At 70.0% G+C, this 19,242-nt stretch carries 20 protein-coding genes; 8 read left to right on the forward strand and 12 right to left on the reverse strand.

What is annotated here, in order from left to right; genetic code table 11:
- Window positions 1–248 precede the first annotated feature (248 nt).
- Window positions 249–1,013, reverse strand: a complete 765-nt coding sequence (heR, locus tag H5399_RS00885) for a heliorhodopsin HeR (RefSeq protein ID WP_182781145.1) — start codon at window positions 1,011–1,013, stop codon at window positions 249–251.
- 153 nt (window positions 1,014–1,166) lie between these two features.
- Between heR and H5399_RS00890 the strand changes: the two genes are divergently transcribed.
- The gene (locus H5399_RS00890) at window positions 1,167–1,544 is read left to right on the forward strand and encodes an SHOCT domain-containing protein (RefSeq protein ID WP_370585657.1); all 378 of its coding nucleotides are present in this window, start codon (window positions 1,167–1,169) and stop codon (window positions 1,542–1,544) included.
- Window positions 1,545–1,640: 96 nt separating this feature from the next.
- On the opposite strand, the gene H5399_RS00895 is transcribed toward H5399_RS00890, so the two are convergent.
- On the reverse strand, window positions 1,641–2,654 hold the full coding sequence (locus tag H5399_RS00895) for a serine hydrolase (RefSeq protein ID WP_182781146.1): 1,014 nt from the start codon (window positions 2,652–2,654) through the stop codon (window positions 1,641–1,643).
- Window positions 2,655–2,798: 144 nt separating this feature from the next.
- On the opposite strand from H5399_RS00895, the gene H5399_RS00900 reads away from it, so the two are divergent.
- Window positions 2,799–4,154 carry a hypothetical protein gene (locus tag H5399_RS00900; RefSeq protein WP_182781147.1) on the forward strand — a complete coding sequence of 452 codons (1,356 nt, stop codon included), beginning with the start codon at window positions 2,799–2,801 and terminating at the stop codon, window positions 4,152–4,154.
- Here H5399_RS00900 and H5399_RS00905 read toward each other — a convergent pair.
- Window positions 4,151–5,035, reverse strand: coding sequence for a hypothetical protein (locus tag H5399_RS00905; protein WP_182781148.1), 885 nt, complete (start codon window positions 5,033–5,035; stop codon window positions 4,151–4,153). The genes H5399_RS00900 and H5399_RS00905 overlap by 4 nt on opposite strands.
- A 53-nt stretch (window positions 5,036–5,088) precedes the next feature.
- Window positions 5,089–6,129 (reverse strand): sodium:calcium antiporter, encoded by a 1,041-nt coding sequence (locus tag H5399_RS00910; protein WP_182781149.1) that lies wholly within the window; start codon window positions 6,127–6,129, stop codon window positions 5,089–5,091.
- A gap of 119 nt (window positions 6,130–6,248) precedes the next feature.
- On the opposite strand from H5399_RS00910, the gene H5399_RS00915 reads away from it, so the two are divergent.
- The 3 genes from H5399_RS00915 (at window position 6,249) to H5399_RS00925 (ending at window position 8,921) form a co-directional block, all read left to right on the forward strand.
- Window positions 6,249–6,911 carry a TetR/AcrR family transcriptional regulator gene (locus H5399_RS00915; RefSeq protein WP_182781150.1) on the forward strand — a complete coding sequence of 221 codons (663 nt, stop codon included), beginning with the start codon at window positions 6,249–6,251 and terminating at the stop codon, window positions 6,909–6,911.
- A complete protein-coding gene (locus tag H5399_RS00920; RefSeq protein WP_182781151.1) occupies window positions 6,895–7,710 on the forward strand; it encodes a maleylpyruvate isomerase family mycothiol-dependent enzyme in 816 nt (271 codons plus the stop codon). The genes H5399_RS00915 and H5399_RS00920 overlap by 17 nt, the downstream gene beginning before the upstream one ends.
- 233 nt (window positions 7,711–7,943) lie before the next feature.
- Window positions 7,944–8,921 carry an SGNH/GDSL hydrolase family protein gene (locus H5399_RS00925; protein ID WP_182781152.1) on the forward strand — a complete coding sequence of 326 codons (978 nt, stop codon included), beginning with the start codon at window positions 7,944–7,946 and terminating at the stop codon, window positions 8,919–8,921.
- Window positions 8,922–9,174: 253 nt separating this feature from the next.
- On the opposite strand, the gene H5399_RS00930 is transcribed toward H5399_RS00925, so the two are convergent.
- Window positions 9,175–10,185 (reverse strand): LacI family DNA-binding transcriptional regulator, encoded by a 1,011-nt coding sequence (locus H5399_RS00930; protein WP_182781153.1) that lies wholly within the window; start codon window positions 10,183–10,185, stop codon window positions 9,175–9,177.
- Window positions 10,186–10,297: 112 nt separating this feature from the next.
- Here H5399_RS00930 and H5399_RS00935 point away from each other — a divergent pair, with 112 nt between their 5' ends.
- Complete coding sequence (locus tag H5399_RS00935; RefSeq protein ID WP_182781154.1) at window positions 10,298–11,470, forward strand: Gfo/Idh/MocA family protein; 1,173 nt, start codon at window positions 10,298–10,300, stop codon at window positions 11,468–11,470.
- Complete coding sequence (locus H5399_RS00940; RefSeq protein ID WP_182781155.1) at window positions 11,467–12,471, forward strand: sugar phosphate isomerase/epimerase; 1,005 nt, start codon at window positions 11,467–11,469, stop codon at window positions 12,469–12,471. Before H5399_RS00935 ends, H5399_RS00940 begins: the two co-directional genes overlap by 4 nt.
- A 1-nt stretch (window position 12,472) precedes the next feature.
- On the opposite strand, the gene H5399_RS00945 is transcribed toward H5399_RS00940, so the two are convergent.
- Entirely contained in the window at window positions 12,473–13,468 is a 996-nt protein-coding gene (locus H5399_RS00945) for a cell wall metabolism sensor histidine kinase WalK (RefSeq protein ID WP_182781156.1), read from the reverse strand.
- Window positions 13,465–14,178, reverse strand: coding sequence for a response regulator transcription factor (locus H5399_RS00950; RefSeq protein WP_182781157.1), 714 nt, complete (start codon window positions 14,176–14,178; stop codon window positions 13,465–13,467). Before H5399_RS00950 ends, H5399_RS00945 begins: the two co-directional genes overlap by 4 nt.
- A 165-nt stretch (window positions 14,179–14,343) precedes the next feature.
- Between H5399_RS00950 and H5399_RS00955 the strand changes: the two genes are divergently transcribed.
- Entirely contained in the window at window positions 14,344–14,790 is a 447-nt protein-coding gene (locus H5399_RS00955) for a hypothetical protein (protein WP_182781158.1), read from the forward strand.
- Window positions 14,791–15,029: 239 nt separating this feature from the next.
- Here H5399_RS00955 and H5399_RS00960 read toward each other — a convergent pair whose 3' ends face one another.
- From H5399_RS00960 to H5399_RS00980, 5 genes are all read right to left on the reverse strand, one after another.
- Window positions 15,030–15,248 carry a DUF2892 domain-containing protein gene (locus H5399_RS00960; RefSeq protein WP_182781159.1) on the reverse strand — a complete coding sequence of 73 codons (219 nt, stop codon included), beginning with the start codon at window positions 15,246–15,248 and terminating at the stop codon, window positions 15,030–15,032.
- A gap of 110 nt (window positions 15,249–15,358) precedes the next feature.
- Window positions 15,359–16,246 carry an ABC transporter permease gene (locus H5399_RS00965; RefSeq protein ID WP_182781160.1) on the reverse strand — a complete coding sequence of 296 codons (888 nt, stop codon included), beginning with the start codon at window positions 16,244–16,246 and terminating at the stop codon, window positions 15,359–15,361.
- A complete protein-coding gene (locus tag H5399_RS00970) occupies window positions 16,218–17,006 on the reverse strand; it encodes an ABC transporter ATP-binding protein (protein WP_182781161.1) in 789 nt (262 codons plus the stop codon). The genes H5399_RS00965 and H5399_RS00970 overlap by 29 nt, the downstream gene beginning before the upstream one ends.
- Window positions 17,003–18,055: an ABC transporter substrate-binding protein gene (locus H5399_RS00975; RefSeq protein ID WP_182781162.1), complete on the reverse strand. Its 1,053-nt coding sequence runs from the start codon at window positions 18,053–18,055 to the stop codon at window positions 17,003–17,005. The genes H5399_RS00970 and H5399_RS00975 overlap by 4 nt, the downstream gene beginning before the upstream one ends.
- 150 nt (window positions 18,056–18,205) lie before the next feature.
- On the reverse strand, window positions 18,206–19,219 hold the full coding sequence (locus H5399_RS00980; RefSeq protein WP_182781163.1) for a universal stress protein: 1,014 nt from the start codon (window positions 19,217–19,219) through the stop codon (window positions 18,206–18,208).
- Window positions 19,220–19,242 lie beyond the last annotated feature (23 nt).

Below are 19,242 nucleotides of genomic sequence, written 5' to 3' on the forward strand. Positions count from 1 at the left end.
CGCCCGGGCATCGTCTCCCGTCTCCCCACACTCGGTCCTCCTGTGGCGTGGTCTTGTCCGGGTGCGGGTCGGCAGGGCGGCGTTGGGGTTGGGTCTGCTGGAGCGGGATGCCAGTTGGGTGATCGTCGGGTTGGGCACCGCGACGCGGCGCCGCCCTGCCTGCCCCCACCCTTGCGCTCGGTCTCGGGTTGCAACCGGAGCTGACAAGCATTTCCGATTTACCCTGCTGAACCAAAGGGGAGGACCGCTTAGCCGGCGAGGGTTCCGCCGAACACCTGCCAGGCCAGCAGCGACTTCGCGACCAGGCTGAGGATGATGTAGCTGCGCTCCCCGACGAGGTAGTCGGCCCACCTGCCCTTCGCCCGGTACTGCAGCCACTGGTTGAGGCCGAAGACGTTGAAGAACAGGAACAGGGACACGACGATGGCGTAGACGAAGCCGGGAGGCTCAGCGTCGGAGCCGGGGGCGATCGTGTAGTACAGGATGGCCAGCCACGGGACGAGGCCGGCGATGCAGCCGAAGATGAACGGCAGCCAGCCGCCGCCCCCGGGCTGCTCGTACTTCTCCTGCAGCCAGCCGAACAGGATCATGGAGACGTTCGCCCCGGCGATGCCGATGAGAGCGCCGACGTCGGTGATGCCCACCAACTGGGAGATGACCACGATCATGAGCGTCGAGGAGAGGGAGTACTCCACCCAGCGCGCCCGGTTGATCCGCAGCGACAGGTCCTTGATGTAACCGGGGAACCAGACCGTGGCGACGATGAGGTGCGCGAGGAACGAGAGGGCCAGGAAGCCTGCGACGGCCAGGCCGGTGGGGAGGTCCATCTGGACTGTCGCGGGACCGGGCGGGGTCCCTGGCGGGCCTGACAGGTAGGACGCGGTGATCGGGAGGGCGAAATCGGTGGCCAGGAGCACCACCGCGATCGCCTGGACGAGGTGCAGCGCGGCGGCGGTCAGGTTGAGGGTGCGCAGCCGGCTCGTCTCCGCAGAGCTGATATCCCGTGGGGTCATGAGCTCAACGTAGCCCCTTCGTCGTCAGCGGGATCACCCTCTGTGGGTGATGCCTGGAGCTTCGGCGCAGCGCATGATCTGCTCGGCTGGTGCATCTGCGCCGGCTCTCCGAGCCGTGCGTGTGCACGGCGCGACATTGATGATGAGGACGACGTGAACTTCTGGGATTTCTTCTGGCTGATGGTGTGGGGCTTCATCTTCATCAGTTACCTGATGGTGCTCTTCCAGGTGATTGTGGACATCTTCCGCGACCGCGGACTCAAGGGTTGGACGCGTGCACTGTGGGTGGTGGCGCTGTTCATCGCACCTCCGCTGACGGCACTGGTCTACGTGATCGCACGCGGCCGCGGGATGGCGGAGCGGCAGCTGGCCGGCGCCGCCGAGGCCCGTGAAGCCACGGACAACTACATCCGCTCGGTGGCCGCCGAGGCAGACCCGTCCGCGCAGATCACCCGGGCCAAGTCGCTGCTCGACAGCGGTGCGATCAGCCCCGCCGAATACGACCAGCTGAAGGCGAAGGCCCTCGCCTGACGGGTCCCGCAACCGACTGAGCACGAAGTGCTCGAAACCCCCCGCCCGGATTGGGCGGGGGGTTTCGTGTCTGTGCCCCTGGTCCGGCGGCCCTCGTCAGGCGAGTTCGGCGTCGATCGCGGTGGCCAGTGTGCCGATCACCGGCCACGCCCCCTCGGAGCTGTTGCCCAGCACGGTCACCGTCGTCCGGGTGGCGGGAATGTGGGTTGAGCGGAACGACGCCCCGGCGTCGTAGCCCTCAAGGACGAGCGCCGGACCTGTCCGATGCAGCCAGAACCCCATGCCGTAGCGCATGCCCTCGTCCTGCACGTCGTGGCGCGGGCGGGTCATCTCCTCGACGGTCCCGCGCGAGACGATGCGGCCCTCCAGAAGCGCCAGCCAGAAGCGGTGCAGATCGTCGGCGGTGGTGAATGCGCCGCCGTCGCCGTTGCCGAGGATGGGCAGGTGCAGGGTGTTGACGAGGTCTCCGTCGTCCGCGAGGTAGCCGAGGGCTGCGTCGGCAGGCAGGTCGTTGAGGGGGAGGAACCCGGTTGCCGCCAGGCCGGCCGGCTCGAAGACCAGACGGCGCACCACGTCGTGATACACCTCTCCCGTGACCCGCTCCAGCAGGATCGCGAGCACCATGTACCCGCCGTTGCAGTAGGCGAACCGCTCCCCGGGAGCGAACTTCGCGGGGTGGCCCTCGAGCATCGGCAGGAACGCCTCGGACGTGGTGAGCGTGTGGACGGGGAGGGTGAGGATGAACTCGTCGACCTCCCAGTCCCCGTCCTCGTCCAGGTAGTCACCGATCCCCGACGTGTGGGTGAGGAGGTGCTCAACCGTGACGGCGTCGTCGATGAGCGGAAGGTCGTCGCCGAGCAGTTCGCGGACCGGCTGGTCGAGCCGGAGTGCGCCGTCCTCGACGAGACGCATCACCGCCAGCGCGGTAAACGTCTTGCTGCCGCTGGCGATCGCGATCCGCGCCGAGGCGGTCATCGGCACGCCGAAGGCGCGATGCATGAACCCCTCGCAGCGCTCGAGGACGCGTGCCTCGCCGACGTCGATGGTCACGACGCCGGTGAACGCATTCTTGGCGACGGCGTCGTCGAGGGTGTGTGGATCAACCTGCATGTCTGCCCCTAGGGAGAGCGGTGTGAGGTTCGATTGTGCGTCACTTCAGCGACCCTGGCCAGGGCCAAGATTCTTTTCCACGGATCTCCGTGATTCGAACCGGTGACGCAAAAAATGTCAGAGGGGGGTCATAGTGTCGGGGTCATGAGGGAGTCGGTGCGGCAGATCGCGGAGCAGTTGCGCTCCACTGATGAGCTGCGCCGGTTCGCCGAGGCGGGCACCGTCATGTTGCTGTGTGACCTGGCCGAGGCCTACGAGGTGGATTACGAGGATGTGGTGGAGGTCCTGGCCGAGCGGAAGGTCGTGCTCGGCGGGTCCGGGACTCCGCGGGTGTCGGAGTTCGTGGCCCTCGAGGTGGCGGGTCTGTTGCGCTGCACCCCGATCGTGGCGGCGTCCAAGCTCGCGGATGCGCTGAACCTGAAGCATCGCCATCCGGGCATGTTCGAGGCGATGCGGCAGTTGGAGATCGAGCCGGCCCGGGCCTGCAAGGCCGCCGAGATGTGCCTGGACCTGGGCCCGGAGGCCGCTGATTCGGTGACCGATCGGTGGGTTGGCCGCCAGGAGGCGCTGGGCTGGACCGCCGCGTTCAATCTGCTGAGGAAACTGATCCTGGAGGCCGACCAGGCACGGGCGGCCGAGCGTGAGGAGGCAGCTCGCGCGGCCCGCGGGGTGCATGTGTGGGGGTTGTTCGACGGGGTGATGAACCTGACCGGCCGCCTGGATGTGTTGGATGCCCGCTACCTGGACGCCGCGGTGGACCGCGTCGCAGACGTGTTGGCCGTCGAGCACCCGGATGCCACGAAGTCGACGCTGCGGGCCAAGGCGCTGGGGGTGTTGGCGAACCCGGCCTACGCGTTGGCTCTGCTGCAGCGGGCCGCGCAGCCCGCCCTCATCGACGACTCGACCTCAGAGGACGGCGCCGCCGTTGAGCCCGGCCATCCCGTTGAATCCCAGGGGCAGCGCCATGATCCGCACTGCCTGGGGGCGTTGTGCGGCACCATCACCGTCCCGCTGGCGGCGCTTCGCCCCAAGCTCGAACTCGCCGTTCACCTCCACGCCGACGCCGTCGGGCAGCTCAGCGGTGCCGCGCGGATCGACGGAGCTGGGCACATCACCACCGCGCTGCTGGCCGAACTGCTGCCCGGCGTGGAGGTGTCGGTGCAGCCGGTGATCGACCTCCCCGAGATAGCCGCCGAAGACCAGTACGTGCCGTCGGTGCGGCTGAAGAAGGCCATCCTGATCGCTCTGGATCGCGAACTCTTCCCCTACTCCACCCGGCGCAGCAAGGGTCTCGACGTTGACCACACCGAGTCGTTCTCCCCCGGTAGACCGGGGCAGACACGGATCGGCAACATGGCCCCCCTGGGGCGCGGGATCCATCGCGCGAAGACCGCCTGGTACTGGCGCGTTCAGCAACCCAGGCCCTGTCAGCTCTACTGGCTGAGCCCACTGGGTTACCGCTACGAAGTCACCCCCGGCGGCACCCGCATGCTCGCCTAGCCTGGCTGGCCACCGCTGAGGAGGGTCGGCGCGCCGGGGGCTGAAGGGGCCCTCGGGCGGGTCATCGCCGCCGCGATCAGGACCGGCAGGATGGGGGCCAGCAGCACGTAGGTCCACCCGGCGGAGCCGAGGACGAGCCACTGGTAGAGCGCCAGTGCGCCGGCCGACGCGACGTACAACGCCGCGTGCTTCGGCAGCCACCACCGGTCCACGGTGACGAGCACGGCCGCGATGGTCAGCACCAGCGGAGCGATGAACTGGCCGAGGACCCGCAGGTCGGACCCGGACGACAAGCCGACTCCCGCCGAGAACGCGAACGCCAGCGACACGGCGGTGTACCCGAGGAACGAGATGGACGCCACCGACGCCGCACGGAGCAGTGTCGTCGCCCAGCCGGGGAGCGGATGTTCGGCAGCGCGCAGGGTGCGGTGTACGAGGAAGCTGAAGGCCAGCGTCTGTAGCAGCATCTCCGGCATCCCGACGGCGTGGAACCACAGCGGGATCTGCGTGTAGATCACGCCCTCAAACGAACCCGGCGCCGCCGCCGGGGTGCCGAGGATGCCGATCACCACGAAGAGCAGCCACACCCACAGCCATCCCCATCTGGTCGCGGCCAGGAACCGGCGGAACGGCAGCAGCACCAACCCGAACAGTGCGCCCCGCACCACCTGCAGCCCCCACGCGAGCGACACGTCGGGCGAGGCGTAGGGGAGGTAGTAGTCGCGGATGACGGGAGTCTCGAAGATCGCCTCGTAATCGAAGACCCGCGATGCCACCAGCCCGGCCAGTAGATAGGTGACGACGTGGCTTACGGTCACGTAGACGACGAACCGAGCTGCGCCCCAGGCGCCGGTCTGTGGTGATGTCGATGGTGTGGCCATGATGCTCTCTCCCAACCGTCGACACTACTCCCGCGGCGGTCGACGAAACGGGACTAGTGCGGTGAGAGGGTCAGCAGCATCGCGGCATTACCGGCGTAGACGACCAGCATGAGCGCCGCGTCACCCGCCAGTAGGAACCGCTTGCCTCGGGCCGACGGATACGTCAGCCCGATGATTGCGATCGCCGACATGGCGATGGTGGTCAACACGGTGAAGAGGTGGCTCGGCGAAGCATCGGCGAGCAGGAGCCCGTCGGTGTAGGCCACGTCGTCGATCGCCAGGATGAGGATGTTGAACAGGTTCGAGCCCAGGATGTTGCCCACCGCCAGGTCGATGGCGCCAATCCGAATCGCGGCCAGGGACACGGCCAGCTCAGGCAGCGACGTCGACACGGCCACGAAGATGGTTCCGACGAAGGACTCCTCCAATCCTGACATCCGGGCGATCGCCTCGGCCGCGGGCGGCAGCAGGATGGCCGCCACGACGACGATCCCGGCATGGAGTGAGTAGCGGGCGGCGACCTGACGTAGTCCGAGCCCTGCCGTGACGGCGTCGCCGGGGGAGAGGTTCTCGTCGAGCGGTGGCTGAACGCTGGGGTCCGGGGGGAGGCCTCGCCCGTTGCGGAAGATGAGCCGCACCGAACCCAGGTACAGGAAGAGGAACACCAGCGATGAGAGCCCGATCCAGGGTGTGAGCGGCAGCGAGTCGTCGACCAGCAGTCCGACGCCGACGGTGGCGAGGAGCACGATCCCGAGAGCGGCCGCCATGACATGCGACGGGGAGGCGAGGGCGAAGAGCCTCCGGCGGGCCGGCACGAAGGCGTCCAGGCTGGCCAGGATGAGGAGGTTGATGGCGCAGCTGCCGAGAACGTCGCCTACGGCCAGGTCGGCCGACCCGACCAGGGCCGACGAGCTGACGCCGACGACGAGCTCGGGCAGGGACGTGACCGATGCCATGAGGATCAGGCCCACCCACGCGCTGCCCCAGCCGCTCAGCTGGGCGATGCGCTCGCCGTAGCGCGACAGCCGTCCGCCGGCGAAGAAGATCGCGGCGGCACAGGCCACGAAGGCCAGAACGGCGACAAGGTCGGACACGGTGCACCCACGTCTCTGTGTGGGGTTGACGCTACTCCCAGAGCGCCGCAGCGTCCGGAAGAATGAGCCCTCTTGTGTCCTAATCCTATTAGGGATACCTTTTGGCATAAGGAGGATTCATGGATACGAGCACGGAGCGTCGGCAACGGCGGCACGGCGAGACCCGCGACGAGATCGTCGCGATCGCCGTCCGGCTGATGGGCGAACATGGGGTCGGGGGGCTGTCGCTGGGGGAAGTGGCCCGACGACTCGGCGTGCGCACCCCGTCGCTCTACACCTACTTCGACTCCAAAAACGCCCTCTACGACGAGCTCTTCCGCCGGGGATGGCAGGCGTGCCACGACACCGTCGCCAGCCACCGCGACAGGCTCGGGCCCGCGACCACCGAGACCGACCCGGTCAGCCGCGCCATCGAGTTGGAGGGGACCTTCGTCCGCTGGGCCCTGGAGAACGCCGAGCTCAGCCATCTCTTGATGACCCGCCCCGTCCCCGCCTGGGAGCCGAGCCCCGAGGCGTATGCGCCGTCGGTGGCCCTGTTCACGATGCTCGGCGACGACCTGCGCGGCTTCCGCGACCTCGGCCTGCTCAACCCCACCGTCGACCTCGACGAGCTGTCCCAGAACCTGGCCAACGCCGCCACGGGGGTGATCGTCCGCCAGCTGTCCAACGAGCCCGGCGTCGCCTACGAGGACGGCACCGCCTCCCGGCACTTCCCAGCGCTCGTGCGGGCGCTGATCACCGCCCATCTCCCCGAAAGGACCTCCCATGCGAGCCACCACTAGCACCACCGCCTCCGGCCACCCCTCGACGAAGGATCAGACCATGCGTGCCATCGACATCCCGCTCCCCGGCCCCGGCGACGGTCTCCGCGTGGGCCGCGCCCAGCACCTTCGCCTGATCGACGAGGTGCGCGGCCTCACCCCGGAGCAGTGGGACACCGTCACCGAGTGCCCCGCCTGGACGGTGCGCGACATGGTGGGCCACGTCGCCTCAGCGGCACGGTTCCCGGGCAACCCGCTGCTGTTCATCGTCGACGCTCAGATCGGGCGGTTCCGCTACCGCGGTCGCAGCTCCCTGGACGCCGCCAACGAGGTGGGCATCGACAGGCACCGCTCCCTCTCCACGGCTGAGCTGCTGGAGCTGCTTCGACGGCGGACGATGTCGGGCCGCGACACCCCCGGCTGGATGCGCCGTCGGCTGACGAATGACGCGGCACTGCCGTCGTACACCACGATCGGATGGTTCGTCGACACCATCCTCACCCGCGACACCTGGCTGCACCGCCACGACATCGGACGAGCGGTGGGGCGGGAGCCGGTGTCGGACCCCACGGACGCGGAGGTGGTGGAGCAGGTCATCCGCGACCTCGGACTCTCGTGGACCGGCCCTGCCGTCCACCTGCGCCTCACCGGCCCCGAAGGGGGAGCGTGGGACCTGGGGGAGGGGGAGGGGCCCGCCGTCGAGGTGCCCGCGGTGGAGTTCATGCGGCACCTCTCCGGACGGACGGCGGAGGACAGCCTGTTCGACGGCGTCGCCGTCGACCTCCGTCCGTCCCTCGAGGCGGCCCGGGTCGTCTTCTGACGCCCACCTCCCCGTGCACGACACGCCGCCTGTCCCAGCCCTCGACGTGACCACGGACACCGAGGTGGCACCGCGACGGCGTGTCGTGCACGCCTGGGGCCACCCAGCGGCAGCGGAAGACGCAGCGGAAGACGCAGAGGGAGAGGCGGCGGAGGCGCAGCGGAAGACGAGGGGCGAAGCGCGCTGCGAAACTGCCCATTGCCGCGACATGGTGGCGGGTACAGCTTGACGCCATGAACCGCAGGGGGATCCGTGGCGTTGTGGCCACGCTGGCGACGCTGGTCGTCTCACTCACCATCGTCGCGGGCGGCGTCGACGCCGCGGCCAAGCGCCCGGCGCCGAGCCCATCGCCGACCAACGAGCCGTCTCCGACGTCCCCGCCGCCGGCCCAGCCCGTCTACGTCGCCCTCGGGGACAGCTACGCGGCCGGCGTCGGCGGAGGGAGCTACATCCAGGACGGCACGGACTGCTACCGCACGCTCAAGGGCTACCCGGGGTTGATTGCGCAGGAGAAGGGCTACGCCCTTGATCTCCAGGCATGCTCAGGGGCGGACATCGACGATGTGACGGCGGAGCAGCTAGAGACTGACTACCTGGCGGTGGCTGACTACGTGTCGATCACGGTGGGCGGCAACGACGTCGGGTTCGCATCGGTGCTCACCACCTGCATCGGGACCAACGAATCCGCCTGCATCACTGCCGTCGACGACGCCGTCGACGCGGCGAACGCGCTTCCGTCGCGGCTGGTGCTGCTGTTCACCCAGATCAGGGAGGCCGCCCCCGACGCGACCGTCGTGGCAACCGCCTATCCCCGGCTGCTCAGCGCCACCAAAGCCGACTGCAGTTGGATCACCACAGTGTCGGTCCGCGAGCGCGACGCGCTCAACTCCGGGGCGGCCACCCTCGCCGGAGTGATCTCCAAAGCTGCTGACGATGCCGGGATCGGTTACGCCGATGTGCTTCCAGACTTCCTGGGCCATGGCGTGTGCGACTCCTCCGCGTGGATCTACAACGCGTCGCTGTTCCCGACCTATCTGTCGTATCACCCCACGGCCACTGGCTACCTGTCCGGCTACAAGCCCGCCGTGGCCACGGCTCTCGGCACGAGCACGGCACCCACCGGGACCGCTATCACGCTGACCCTCGGCGGCGAGACGTCCAGTGACACCAACCGTGGCACAGTGAAGATCCCGAAGTCCCAGAAGGACTGACCCACACCGATCAACCACCGCCCCGGCCCGCCAGCTCACCGCTGGCTGGCCGGGGCGTCGTCGTCCTACCTGCCCTCCACCGCAGGACGGGTTCGGGCGCGTCGATTCCGGAGCGGCGTCCGGCCGTCGCATCCGGCACGGAGCGCTCCACGTTGCCGACGCGAGTCTTGCCAGTCAAAGGCGGCGGATCTGGTCGCGTAGTCGATACCAGAAGTGCCACTGGGATTTCCGGGGTCAAGGCCCACCTGAGGTTTCAGGAACGGGGGACCGTGACCGACGAGGAACGCACCACGAGGGTGCTCGGGACCACCACCGCCGCGGGGGGCAGGTCAGGCTCCGCGAGTCGCCTGAGGATCGCCTCCCCGCACGCGATGCCGGCGTCGTGTCCGTGGCTGTCCACCGTAGTCAGGTCGAGGAAGCGGCTGCGTGCGAGGTGCGAGTTGTCGTAGCCGATGAGCGCGACGTCGCGAGGCACCTCGCGCCCCGCCTCCCTCAACGCGGCGCGCGCGCCGAGGGCCATGGTGTCGTTGGCGGCGAAGACGGCCGTCACCTCAGGGTGCCGGCGCAGCAGCTCCACCGCCCCCGCGTACCCTCCGTCCTCGTTCGTCTCGTTTGATCCGCCGGCATAGAGCGGATCCTCATCCTCCGCCGCCATAGCCTCCAGGTAGGCCGCCAGGCGCGCGCCGGCGGCGCCGCCAGCCCCCGTGACGTGTCCGATCCGGCGGTGCCCTCCCGAGCGCAGGTGCTCCATGAGTTGGTGGACGCCGTGGCGCTGGTCGCTCTCAACGGTGTCGGCGCCGTCGATGCCGTGCAGGCGGGTGCCCTCGAGCACGGTCGGTACGCCGAGCGCCGGAAGGTCGCGTCCGGGCTCGGCGGCGATCACCAGCGCGTCCACCTGGCTGTCGAGGAACCCGTCGACGGCATTGATCAGCTCGTCGCCGTCGCGGTAGTGCTCCCGGATGGCGACATGGAACCCCTGCGGCCCGAGGAGAGTGCGCAGGCCGCGCAGCAGCTCGACGAACGAGGGGTTCTGGAAGTCGTCGATGACCAGGCCCACGGTGCGGGTGCGGTCCGCCGCGAGCGCGGAGGCGGCATGGCTGCGCCGGTATCCCAGCGTGGCGATGGCCTCGTGGACGGCCTGCCGCTTGGCGTCGGCCACCAGGGGCGAATCGTTGAGCACGAGCGACACCAGCGACTTGGACACGCCAGCCTCGCGGGCGACGTCGTAGATGGTTGGCCGGGAGGGCCGTCGACGAGGTGACATGGCGCACCTCCTTCCACGATGACCGAGGGTAACGCAGCCATTGACAGGACAAGTGCTGTCGATCTATTGTAAAGCTACTTGGACCGCTCCAAGCACATATCGAGGAGGATGAATGACCATCGGCATCGCCGTCATCGGAGCCGGCATGGCGGGGAAGTCGCACGCCGCCGCCTACCGTGTCGCGCCCACCCTGTATCGGCCCACGCTGCCCGACCTGCGCTACGTCTCCATCTGTGACGTCAACGCCGAGGTCGGCGAGGCCACCGCCCGCCGCTACGGCTACGAACGTTGCGACACCGACTGGCGCGCCATCGCCGCCGACCCCGACATCCACGTCGTCAGCGTCGTCATCGCCAACAGCCTGCACCTCGAGGTGGTCAAGGGCCTGCTCGAGGCCGGCAAGCACGTCCTGTGCGAGAAGCCGCTGGCCGACACGCTCGAGTCCGCCCGCGAGATGGCGCGGCTGGCCCGCGAGGCGTCGTCGATCGCCCGCATCGGGCTCACGTACGTCCGGCAGCCCGGCATCGCCGCTATCCGGAACTGGATCCAGGACGGGACGCTGGGCAAGGTGCTGCACCTCTCGGCGCGGTACTGGTGTGACTACGCGTGCAACCCGAAGGGGCAGATGAGCTGGCGCTACAAGGGCCCCATGGGGTCGGGCGCGCTCGCCGACGTCGGCAGCCACCTCACTTATCTGTCGGAGTTCCTCTGCGGCGGCATGACCGCCGTCTCCGGCGCAGCCTTCACCACCGCCATCACGGAGCGTCCGCTCCCGCTGGGCACCGTCGTCGGGCACGGCCAGGTCGAGGTCTCGAGCGAGACCGAGCCGGTGGAGAACGACGACTACGCCACGTTCACGGCGAAGTTCGGCGACACGACGGCGAGCCTGGAAGCCTCGCGCGTCGCCGCCGGCTACCCCAACGGCCTGAACTTCGAGGTCTTCTGCGAGAACGGCGCGGCGAGCTTCCACCAGGACACCCCGTCGCAGGTGCGGCTCTACCGCCACGACGACCAGCCGGGCACCAACGGCTATCGGACCGTCAACCTCGGCGCCGACCATCCCTACGTCGCCGGTGGCATGGCCATCGACGTGGCCGGTGTCGGCTTCGGCCAGAACGAGGGCTTCGCGTTCCAGGCCCGCGCCTTCCTGGAAGAGGTCGCCGGCATCCCCGAGGCCGATTCCCTCCCCCGCAACGCCTCGTTCGACGAAGGCGTCCACAACATGGAAATTCTCGCCGCCGTCGCTGAGTCGGCTGCCAACAACGGAAAGACGGTGACCCTGTGAAGCTCGGTGTCTACAACGCGGTCCTGCACGACCGCCCCCTCGAGGATGCGCTCGCGGTGATCGGAGGTCTCGGCCTCACCGGCATCGAGATCAACTCCGGCGGCTTCCTGCCCCCGGTCCACATCCCCAACATCGACGAGATCGCCACCAGCCCCGCGGCGGCCACGGAGTACCTGAAGAAGTTCGAGGGCACCGGCGTCGAGATCGCGGGCCTCAACTGCAACGGGAACCCGCTGCATCCGAACGCGGAGATCGCCGAGAAGCACGCCCAGGACATCCGCCTCTCGATCCGTGCGGCCGCGGCGCTCGGCCAGACCCGCGTCGTCACCATGTCCGGCCTTCCCGGCGGCGAGCCCGGCACCAAGTACCCCAACTGGATCGTCAACGCCTGGAACTCCGCCGCACTCGACGTCCTCGACTACCAGTGGGAGATCGCCGCGCCCTTCTGGACCGAGATGGACCAGTTCGCCAAGGACCACGGGGTGAAGGTGGCCCTCGAACTGCACCCCCAGAACCTTGTTTTCAACGCCCGCGACGTCAAGAAGCTGATCGAGCTGACCGGAGCTACCCACATCGGCGTCGAGATGGACGCGTCGCACCTGTTCTGGCAGCAGGCCGATCCGATCGCCGTCGTCCGGGAGCTGGGACCGCTGATCTTCCATGCCGCGGCCAAGGACGTGCGGATCAACCCGAACGCGCGGCTCAACGGGGTCCTCGACAACGGCTTCCGCCGCATGGGTGCGGACGAGGCACGCGTCAACCTCGGCGGCGACGAGTGGGCCAACGAGTGGCCGAAGGACTCCTCCTGGGACTTCGTCGCCCTGGGCAAGGGTCACGACACCGCCTACTGGACCGAGTTCATCCGCGCGCTGTACGAGGTGGACCCCGACATGTGCCTGAACATCGAGCACGAGGACACCGAGCTGGGCCGGATCGAGGGCCTAGAGGTGGCCGCCAAGGTCCTCACCGACGCCTGGGCCGCCCTGGAGCTCGGGGTCTGATTCAGGCGGACGGGAGCCGCAACTCGAAGACGCAGCCAGGCCCGGCGTTTCTCGCGGTCGCCGTCCCGCCGTGGGCCTCGGCGACGCCCCGCGCGATCGCGAGGCCGAGACCGGCGCCCGCACCGTCCCCGGGGCCGCGGTCCTCGCTGCCTCTCCACCCCGGCTCGAACAGGTGCGGCAGGTGGTCGACGGGGATGCCACCGCACCCGTCGGCCACCTGGACCGACGCCCACCCGTCGGCTTCTCGCACGGCCACGGCCACCTCGCCTCCCGACGGGGTGTGCCGGATCCCGTTCGCGACGAGGTTGGACACGGCCCGCGACACCTCCCTCGCGTCGGCGCTCACGGGCGCGGACTGCTCGGCCTCCCCGGTCAACCTGACCCCGGACCGGTCGGCGACCGGCCTGGCCTGCTCCAGCACCCCGGAGACCAGATCGCGGAGGGAAATCTCCTCCCGGTGCAGCCAGCCGACCGGGCTCTGCAGCCGGGACAGGGCGATCAGGTCATCGACCATGGCGTCCAGACGCATCGCCTCGCCGTGCAGCCGCGCGAGGTACGCCGCGGGATCAGGGGCCACCCCGTCCTGCAGGGCCTCAGTGATCGCGGTCATCCCGGCGAGCGGCGTCCGAAGGTCGGGGGACATCCACGACACCAGCTCCCGCCGCCTCAACTCGACCTGACGGTCGCGCTCGAGCGCCGCCTCGCGCAGGGTGATGGACCGGTCCCGGGAGCCGAGCTGCCGCGACAGCACCAGGCCGACGACGAGGGCCATCGGCGCCGCGCCCGCCAGGACGAGCTGGATGGTCGCCGCGGCCGAGTCGCTGATGGCCATCGTCTGCACGCTCGCGGCCACGCCGGCCGCCAGCGAGACCACCACCACGATCGGGGCAGCCACCGCGGCCAGCCGGATCGATCGGCGCGCGATCAGCATCACGACGGCGGTGCCGAGCACCCCCACGGCTGCGGCGACGAGGGCGGAGATCAGGACGGGGTTCATCGAGGCTCATCCCCGCCCATGCCCGGCTCCCAGCGGTAGCCGACCCCGAACACCGTGACCAGCCGGACGGGGTTCCCGGGATCTGCCTCGATCTTCTCCCGAAGCCTGCGGACGTGGACGGTCACCGTCGAAGCATCGCCGAACTCCCAGTCCCAGACCTCGCGCATGAGTTCCTCCCGGCCGGCCGCACGCCCAGGATGCGCCAGGAACCAGGCCAGCAGTTCGAACTCGCGCGACGTCAGGGACAAGGCGCGTCCTCCGCACAGGGCGCGGTGGGCAGACCGATCCACGACGACGTCGCCGTCCGCGAGCGTGTCGGGGGCCGAAGGCCTCGGTACGGATCCGGGCGCGGCGCGGCGCATCAGCGATTGCGCACGCAGCACGAGTTCACGGGGGCTGAAGGGCTTGCTGACGTAATCGTCCGCACCGACCTGAAGGCCGAGGATGCGCTCCTCCTCGTCGCCGCGGGCGGTGAGCATGATGATCGGCAGGTCCGCGCGGGCGAGCCGGAGCCGTCGGCACAGCTCCAGGCCGTCCATCCCCGGCAGCATGAGGTCGAGGATCGCGAGCGCGGGCGGCGTCTCGGCGGCCATGGCCAGGGCCTCCTCGCCAGACGTCGTGTGCCTGACGCGCAGTCCGGCCCGCCCCAGGTAGAGGCCGAGCACCTCGGCCACCGTGGGGTCGTCCTCGACGACGAGCACGTCCGTCATGTCGCCATCGTAGGTCGGCCCGGACCTGCCGCCGGCAGCGCCAACCAGGGCGTTACATCCCCGTAAGAACCAGGTAAGCGCTGCGTCATGGAGTCCCGCGGGGCTCAGGAGTTGACTTCGAGGCACCGGCAACAAGGCCGGGGACTACCCGAAAGAGGTTCAGACATGTTCACCTTCACCCGCCTCGCCGCAGCCGCCCTCGTCGCCGGCGCCACCGTCGCCGTCCCGCTCACCGCCCACGCCGGGGTGACCGGCCCGGCCTTCTATGTCGACGGCGTGATGTACCGAACCGTCGGCACCCCGACCGACCTCTCGGGGACCGGCGCCCCGGCCCACGCCTGGGACACCATCTACAGCTTCGACTCGGCGCAGCCGAGCGTGGCGACGGCGGCCCCCGGCGACCCCGGCTACAACGGGGGACGTTGGATGGTCCACGCCCTCAGCTTCCCCAACGGGTACGCGGCGGCGCTCGCGTCCTCCGACCTCGATCACGACGGGGTGATCGACACCACGGCGGAGGTGACTGAGGCGTTGGCGACCGGTGACGCCGTCGATGATGGCGTCGTGAAGTACTTCGTCTGCCCCGTCATCAAGGTCCCCGCGAGTCGCTGAGCGGCAGGGCCCGTCCCCTGCCGATCCCTGAGGAGATCGCCGCGCGGAGCGCCGGTGATCGTTCCCACCGCTCCCTGAGGAGATCGCCGCGCGGAGCGCCGGGGATCGTCTCGAAGGGTTGTGTCGCGACATGTTGCATCGACTGCTGGAAGGTGGGGGATACGACCCTTCGAGACGGCCGACGGTCGCTTCGCGACGTCGGCCTCCTCAGGGATCGATCGGGCGCCCGCGGGAGGGGATTATCGCAGGGAGGCGCGGACGTCGGCGCCCTTGAAGGGCTTGCCGAACAGCGGTGAGAGCAGGCACACGTCCGCCACGCCCACAGTCACGAACACCGCGCCCAGGATGCCGAGCACCCACGCCCACACCCCGCCGACGATGAACCCCGCGACCAGCAGCACGACACCGATGGCAGCGCGGGTGATGCGGCCTGCGGTTGAGGACAAGAACTCGATCATGTGAAGGCTCCTTCGTTCGGAATCTCCAGCATATACCCCCCCGGGTACCGCGGGTCGAGGCCCAACCACCGCCTGGGGGCAGCGCCGCTGCCACTGACCGCGGGGTGCGTTCAGGGGCGCGATTCCGACGGGGTGGCGAGGCCGCGGCGCCGTCGGATCCGCCGCGACATTGCTGTGAAGGCCGTGTCCGCGAGCATCCCGACGATCAGGATGACGATCATGTACGCCATCAGCCCGGTCGCGTCTCCGAACTCCTGCGCCGACGACAGCCGGTTGCCCAGGGCGAGCGAGCCCGGGATGACCACCAGCAGCTCGCCAGCCATGAGGGAGCGCCACGCGAACGCCCAGCCCTGGCTGAGCCCCGCGACATACGACGGCAGCGCCGCCGGGATGATGATGTGCCGGTACAGCGTCCAGCCGTGCGCGCCGAGCACGTCGCCGAGCTTGTGGTAGGCGGGCGGCACCTGGTCCACGCCGGTGAGGACGCCGTTGGCGATGCTGGGTGCCGCGCCCAGCACGACGACGAACATGATGGCCTGCTCGCCGAGGCCCAGCAGCAGGATCGCCAGCGGGAACCACACCACCGATGGCATCGTCTGCAGGCCGGTGACCAGCGACCCGATGGCAGAGCGCAGCAGCCGCGACCTCGCCGTCGCCAGCCCGATGGCGGTGCCGATGGCCAGCGCCAGCGCGAAGCCCAGCACCGCGCGGGTGAGGGTGCGGCCGAGCGCCTGCCAGAACTCCGGGTCGGCGGAGAGCCGCGCGAGCTCCCCGAGGACGACGAGGGGCCCGGGAAGGAGGTAGTCGGGCTTCCAGCCGGCCCACACCACCACCTGCCACACCGCGAGGAAGAACAGGGTGGCCAGCAGGATGGGGAGGGCGCGCCGCCAGCGGGGCAGCGCCTTCCGTTCGACGGTGGCGTCGGCCGCGGCGTCGTCGATGGGCTCGAGCGGGTCCGTGGCAGGGGAGTCAGATCTCGAAGTAGTCGGCCTCGTCATGGCGTGCCACCTCCTCGCGGAGTCGTTGGGTGAGGTCCGCGGCCAACGCGACGCACGCCGCGGACTCCATGGCCCGGGGCCGGGGGAGCTGGATGCGCTGTTCGTGGATGATCCGCCCCGGCCGCGACCCCATCAGGATGGTGCGGTCCGACAGCCGGACCGCTTCGCGCACGTTGTGCGTGACGAACACCACGCTGAAGCCGGCGTCGAGCCACACGTCCTCGATGAGGTCGTGCATCTGGTCGCGGGTCATGGCGTCGAGCGCACCGAGGGGCTCGTCCATCAGCACGACGGCGGCGTCCTGCGCCAGCACCCGCGCCAGCGCCACGCGCTGCCTCATTCCGCCGCTCATCTCGTGCGGGCGCTTGTCCAGGTGGCGACCCAGCCGGACCTTGCCCAGCAGCTGACGGGCGAGGGCGGCGCGTTCGCCCTTGTCAACGCCGCGCAGCTGGAGCGCGAGCTCGACGTTGCCGGCAGCGGTGAGCCACGGCAGCAGCGTGGACTCCTGGAACATCAGGGCCACCTTGCCGCCGGCGTCGATGGTGCCCGACGTGGGGGTCTCGAGCCCCGCGGCCAGCGTGAGCATCGTCGACTTGCCGCAACCTGAGCCGCCGACGAGGGCGACGAACTCGCCTGGTTCCACGTCGAGGTCCAGGCCGCCGAGGGCGGTGACCCGCTGCTCGCCCTGCCCGAACGATTTGGTCACGCCCCTGAGCCGGAGGCCGCCGGCGGGCGCCGCGGGTGCTGTCGCCGCGCTCACGAGGCCACCTCGGCCAGGCCGCGGGCGTCCAGCGCCTCGTTCAGCACGGCCAGGTCCCACAGGCGGGCGAAGTCGTCGTTGGGCTTGTCCGGCAGCAGGCCCACGGCGTCGGCGTGGGCGGCGGCGGCCCGGAGGGTGTCGGCGAGCGGCTCGACGGTGAACTCGAGCGTCTCCCAGGAGGCGCGGAGAGTCCCGGGGTCCATCACCTGCCCGGTCAGGGCCGTGATCTGGGCGGCGGCGGCGTCGCGGGCGGCGACCGGGTCCTCGTCGATCAGTGCGAGGGCATCGAGGTGGGCGTCCAGGAACGCGCGCAGCAGGTCCGGGCGCTCCTCGACGAACCGCGGGTTGGCGATCACGGTGGTGGAGGCGAAGAGCCCGTCGGGCCAGAGGTCCCGCTCGTCGACGAGCACCACGCCGCCGGCCTCGACGAGCCGGGTGGCGAAGGGCTCGGGCAGCCAGCCGCCGTCGATCCCACCCGCGGTGAAGGCCTGCACAGCTGCGGAGTTGGGCTGGGGGAGCACGCTCACGTCGCCCCCGCCGTCGTCGGTGGCCGTGAGGCCCTGGGTGCCGAGCCAGTGCCTGAGGGCGATGTCCTGCGTGTTTCCGAGTTGCGGGGTGGCCAGACGCTTGCCGCGGAGGTCCTCGGGGGACTCGATGCCCGCACGGACCACCAGCGAGGCACCGCCGGAGGTGGAGCCGGCGATGACCCGCACGGCCTCGCCGCGCGACTGCAGGTAGGCCGTGACGGTGGGGTTGGGGCCCATGTAGGCCACGTCGACGGATCCGGCGAGCACCGCCTGGAGCGCCTCGGGTCCCGCCCTGAACGACTGCGTGGATGCGGTGGCCCCGGCCTCCGCCAGCCGGGCGTCGAAGAGGCCCTCGCCGTCGGCGATGAGCGCGGGCGCGTGGGTGACGTTGGCGAAGTAGCCGATGGTGACGGTGTCGTCGCCGTAGTCGGTGGAGGCGCAGCCGGCCAGCAGCCCGCATGCCGTCAGCAGGCCGACGGCGGCAGCCGTCCGCCGCGACAGCCGGGTGCTGCGGTGGGCCATGGGGGTTCTCCTGGTGAGCGGGTGATGCCGAAACTAGGTGCGCCCACCACCTGAGTCAACGCGTCGCGCCCGCGTGAGACGGCCCCTGAGCGTGCGTTGCCCACGGCTTTCGCTGACTGCTGAACCGGGGAATAACCGCCTCTGGAGCGGTCAGTCGACCAGCATGGTGCCGGTCTCCCCAGGCAGGCTGCCGGTGGCGCGCTGGCCGGGGGCGAGCGGGCGGTTGGCGGAGACCTCCGCCTGGCTCGGCAGGAGGTCCTCCCAGGGCACGTCCTGCAGCACCAGCAAGGTGGTGGTGCCGTACAGCAGGAAGCTGGTGGCCAGGCTGCCCAACGGCCAGTAGCGCTGCCCGGAGTGGCCGTGCGCGCTCACCAGGACGAGGTCCACCCCCTCCGCGGATGCGAGCTGGTGCAGCGCCGCCGCCGGGTCCTGGTCGCGGAGCACCCGCACTTCGGTGTCGGCCTGCAATCCGGCGGCGAGCTCGTCGAGATAGGTCTGCGCCTCGACGACGAACTGGTCGATGGCGCGGTCCACGGTGGCCTCGATCCTGCTGCCGCGCCGACGGTGGATGTAGCGGGGCGGCTGCACGACGTGGGCGAGCACCAGCGTGGCGCCGATGCCGGCCGCGATCGCGTCCGCCGCGCCGAGCACGTGCTCGGCCCGGAGCGACCCGTCCATCGGCACCAGGATCCTGTGGTAGGTCTCGGGCACCAGCGGGGCGTCCTGCGCCGCGTCCTGGCCGACGTGGTAGCCGCGCACCAGCAGCAGCGACGCCCCGGAGCGCTGCGCCACCTTGAAGGCGACGGAGTTGAGGTTCCAGGCGTTCAGGCCGCCGGCGCCGTGGCTGTCCAGCGCGATCAGGGAACAGTCCCACTCGCGCGCGACCTCCAGGATCCGATCCGCCGCGGAGCCCTCCTCGACGCGCGTGATGCTCTGGAGCCCCATCTCCTCCAGCACCCGCCGCGCGATATGGCCCAGGTAGACATCGGCCACGTCGCGGCGCATCCGCCACTCGAGGGGATCGTTCAGCGGGGCCTCGGCGTTGCCTTCCAGGACCCGCAGGAGCATCGTCTCCGAGCCGGGGGGCGCGATCCTTGCGACGTGCGTGAGGACACCGGAGGCGAGAACCGAGCCGTCCAGCGGAGCAAGAACACGTTCGAACATGCGTCCCCCTGTCGTGCCGTCCC

The sequence above is a fragment of the Tessaracoccus sp. MC1627 genome (assembly GCF_014164725.1).
Lineage (GTDB): Bacteria > Actinomycetota > Actinomycetes > Propionibacteriales > Propionibacteriaceae > Arachnia.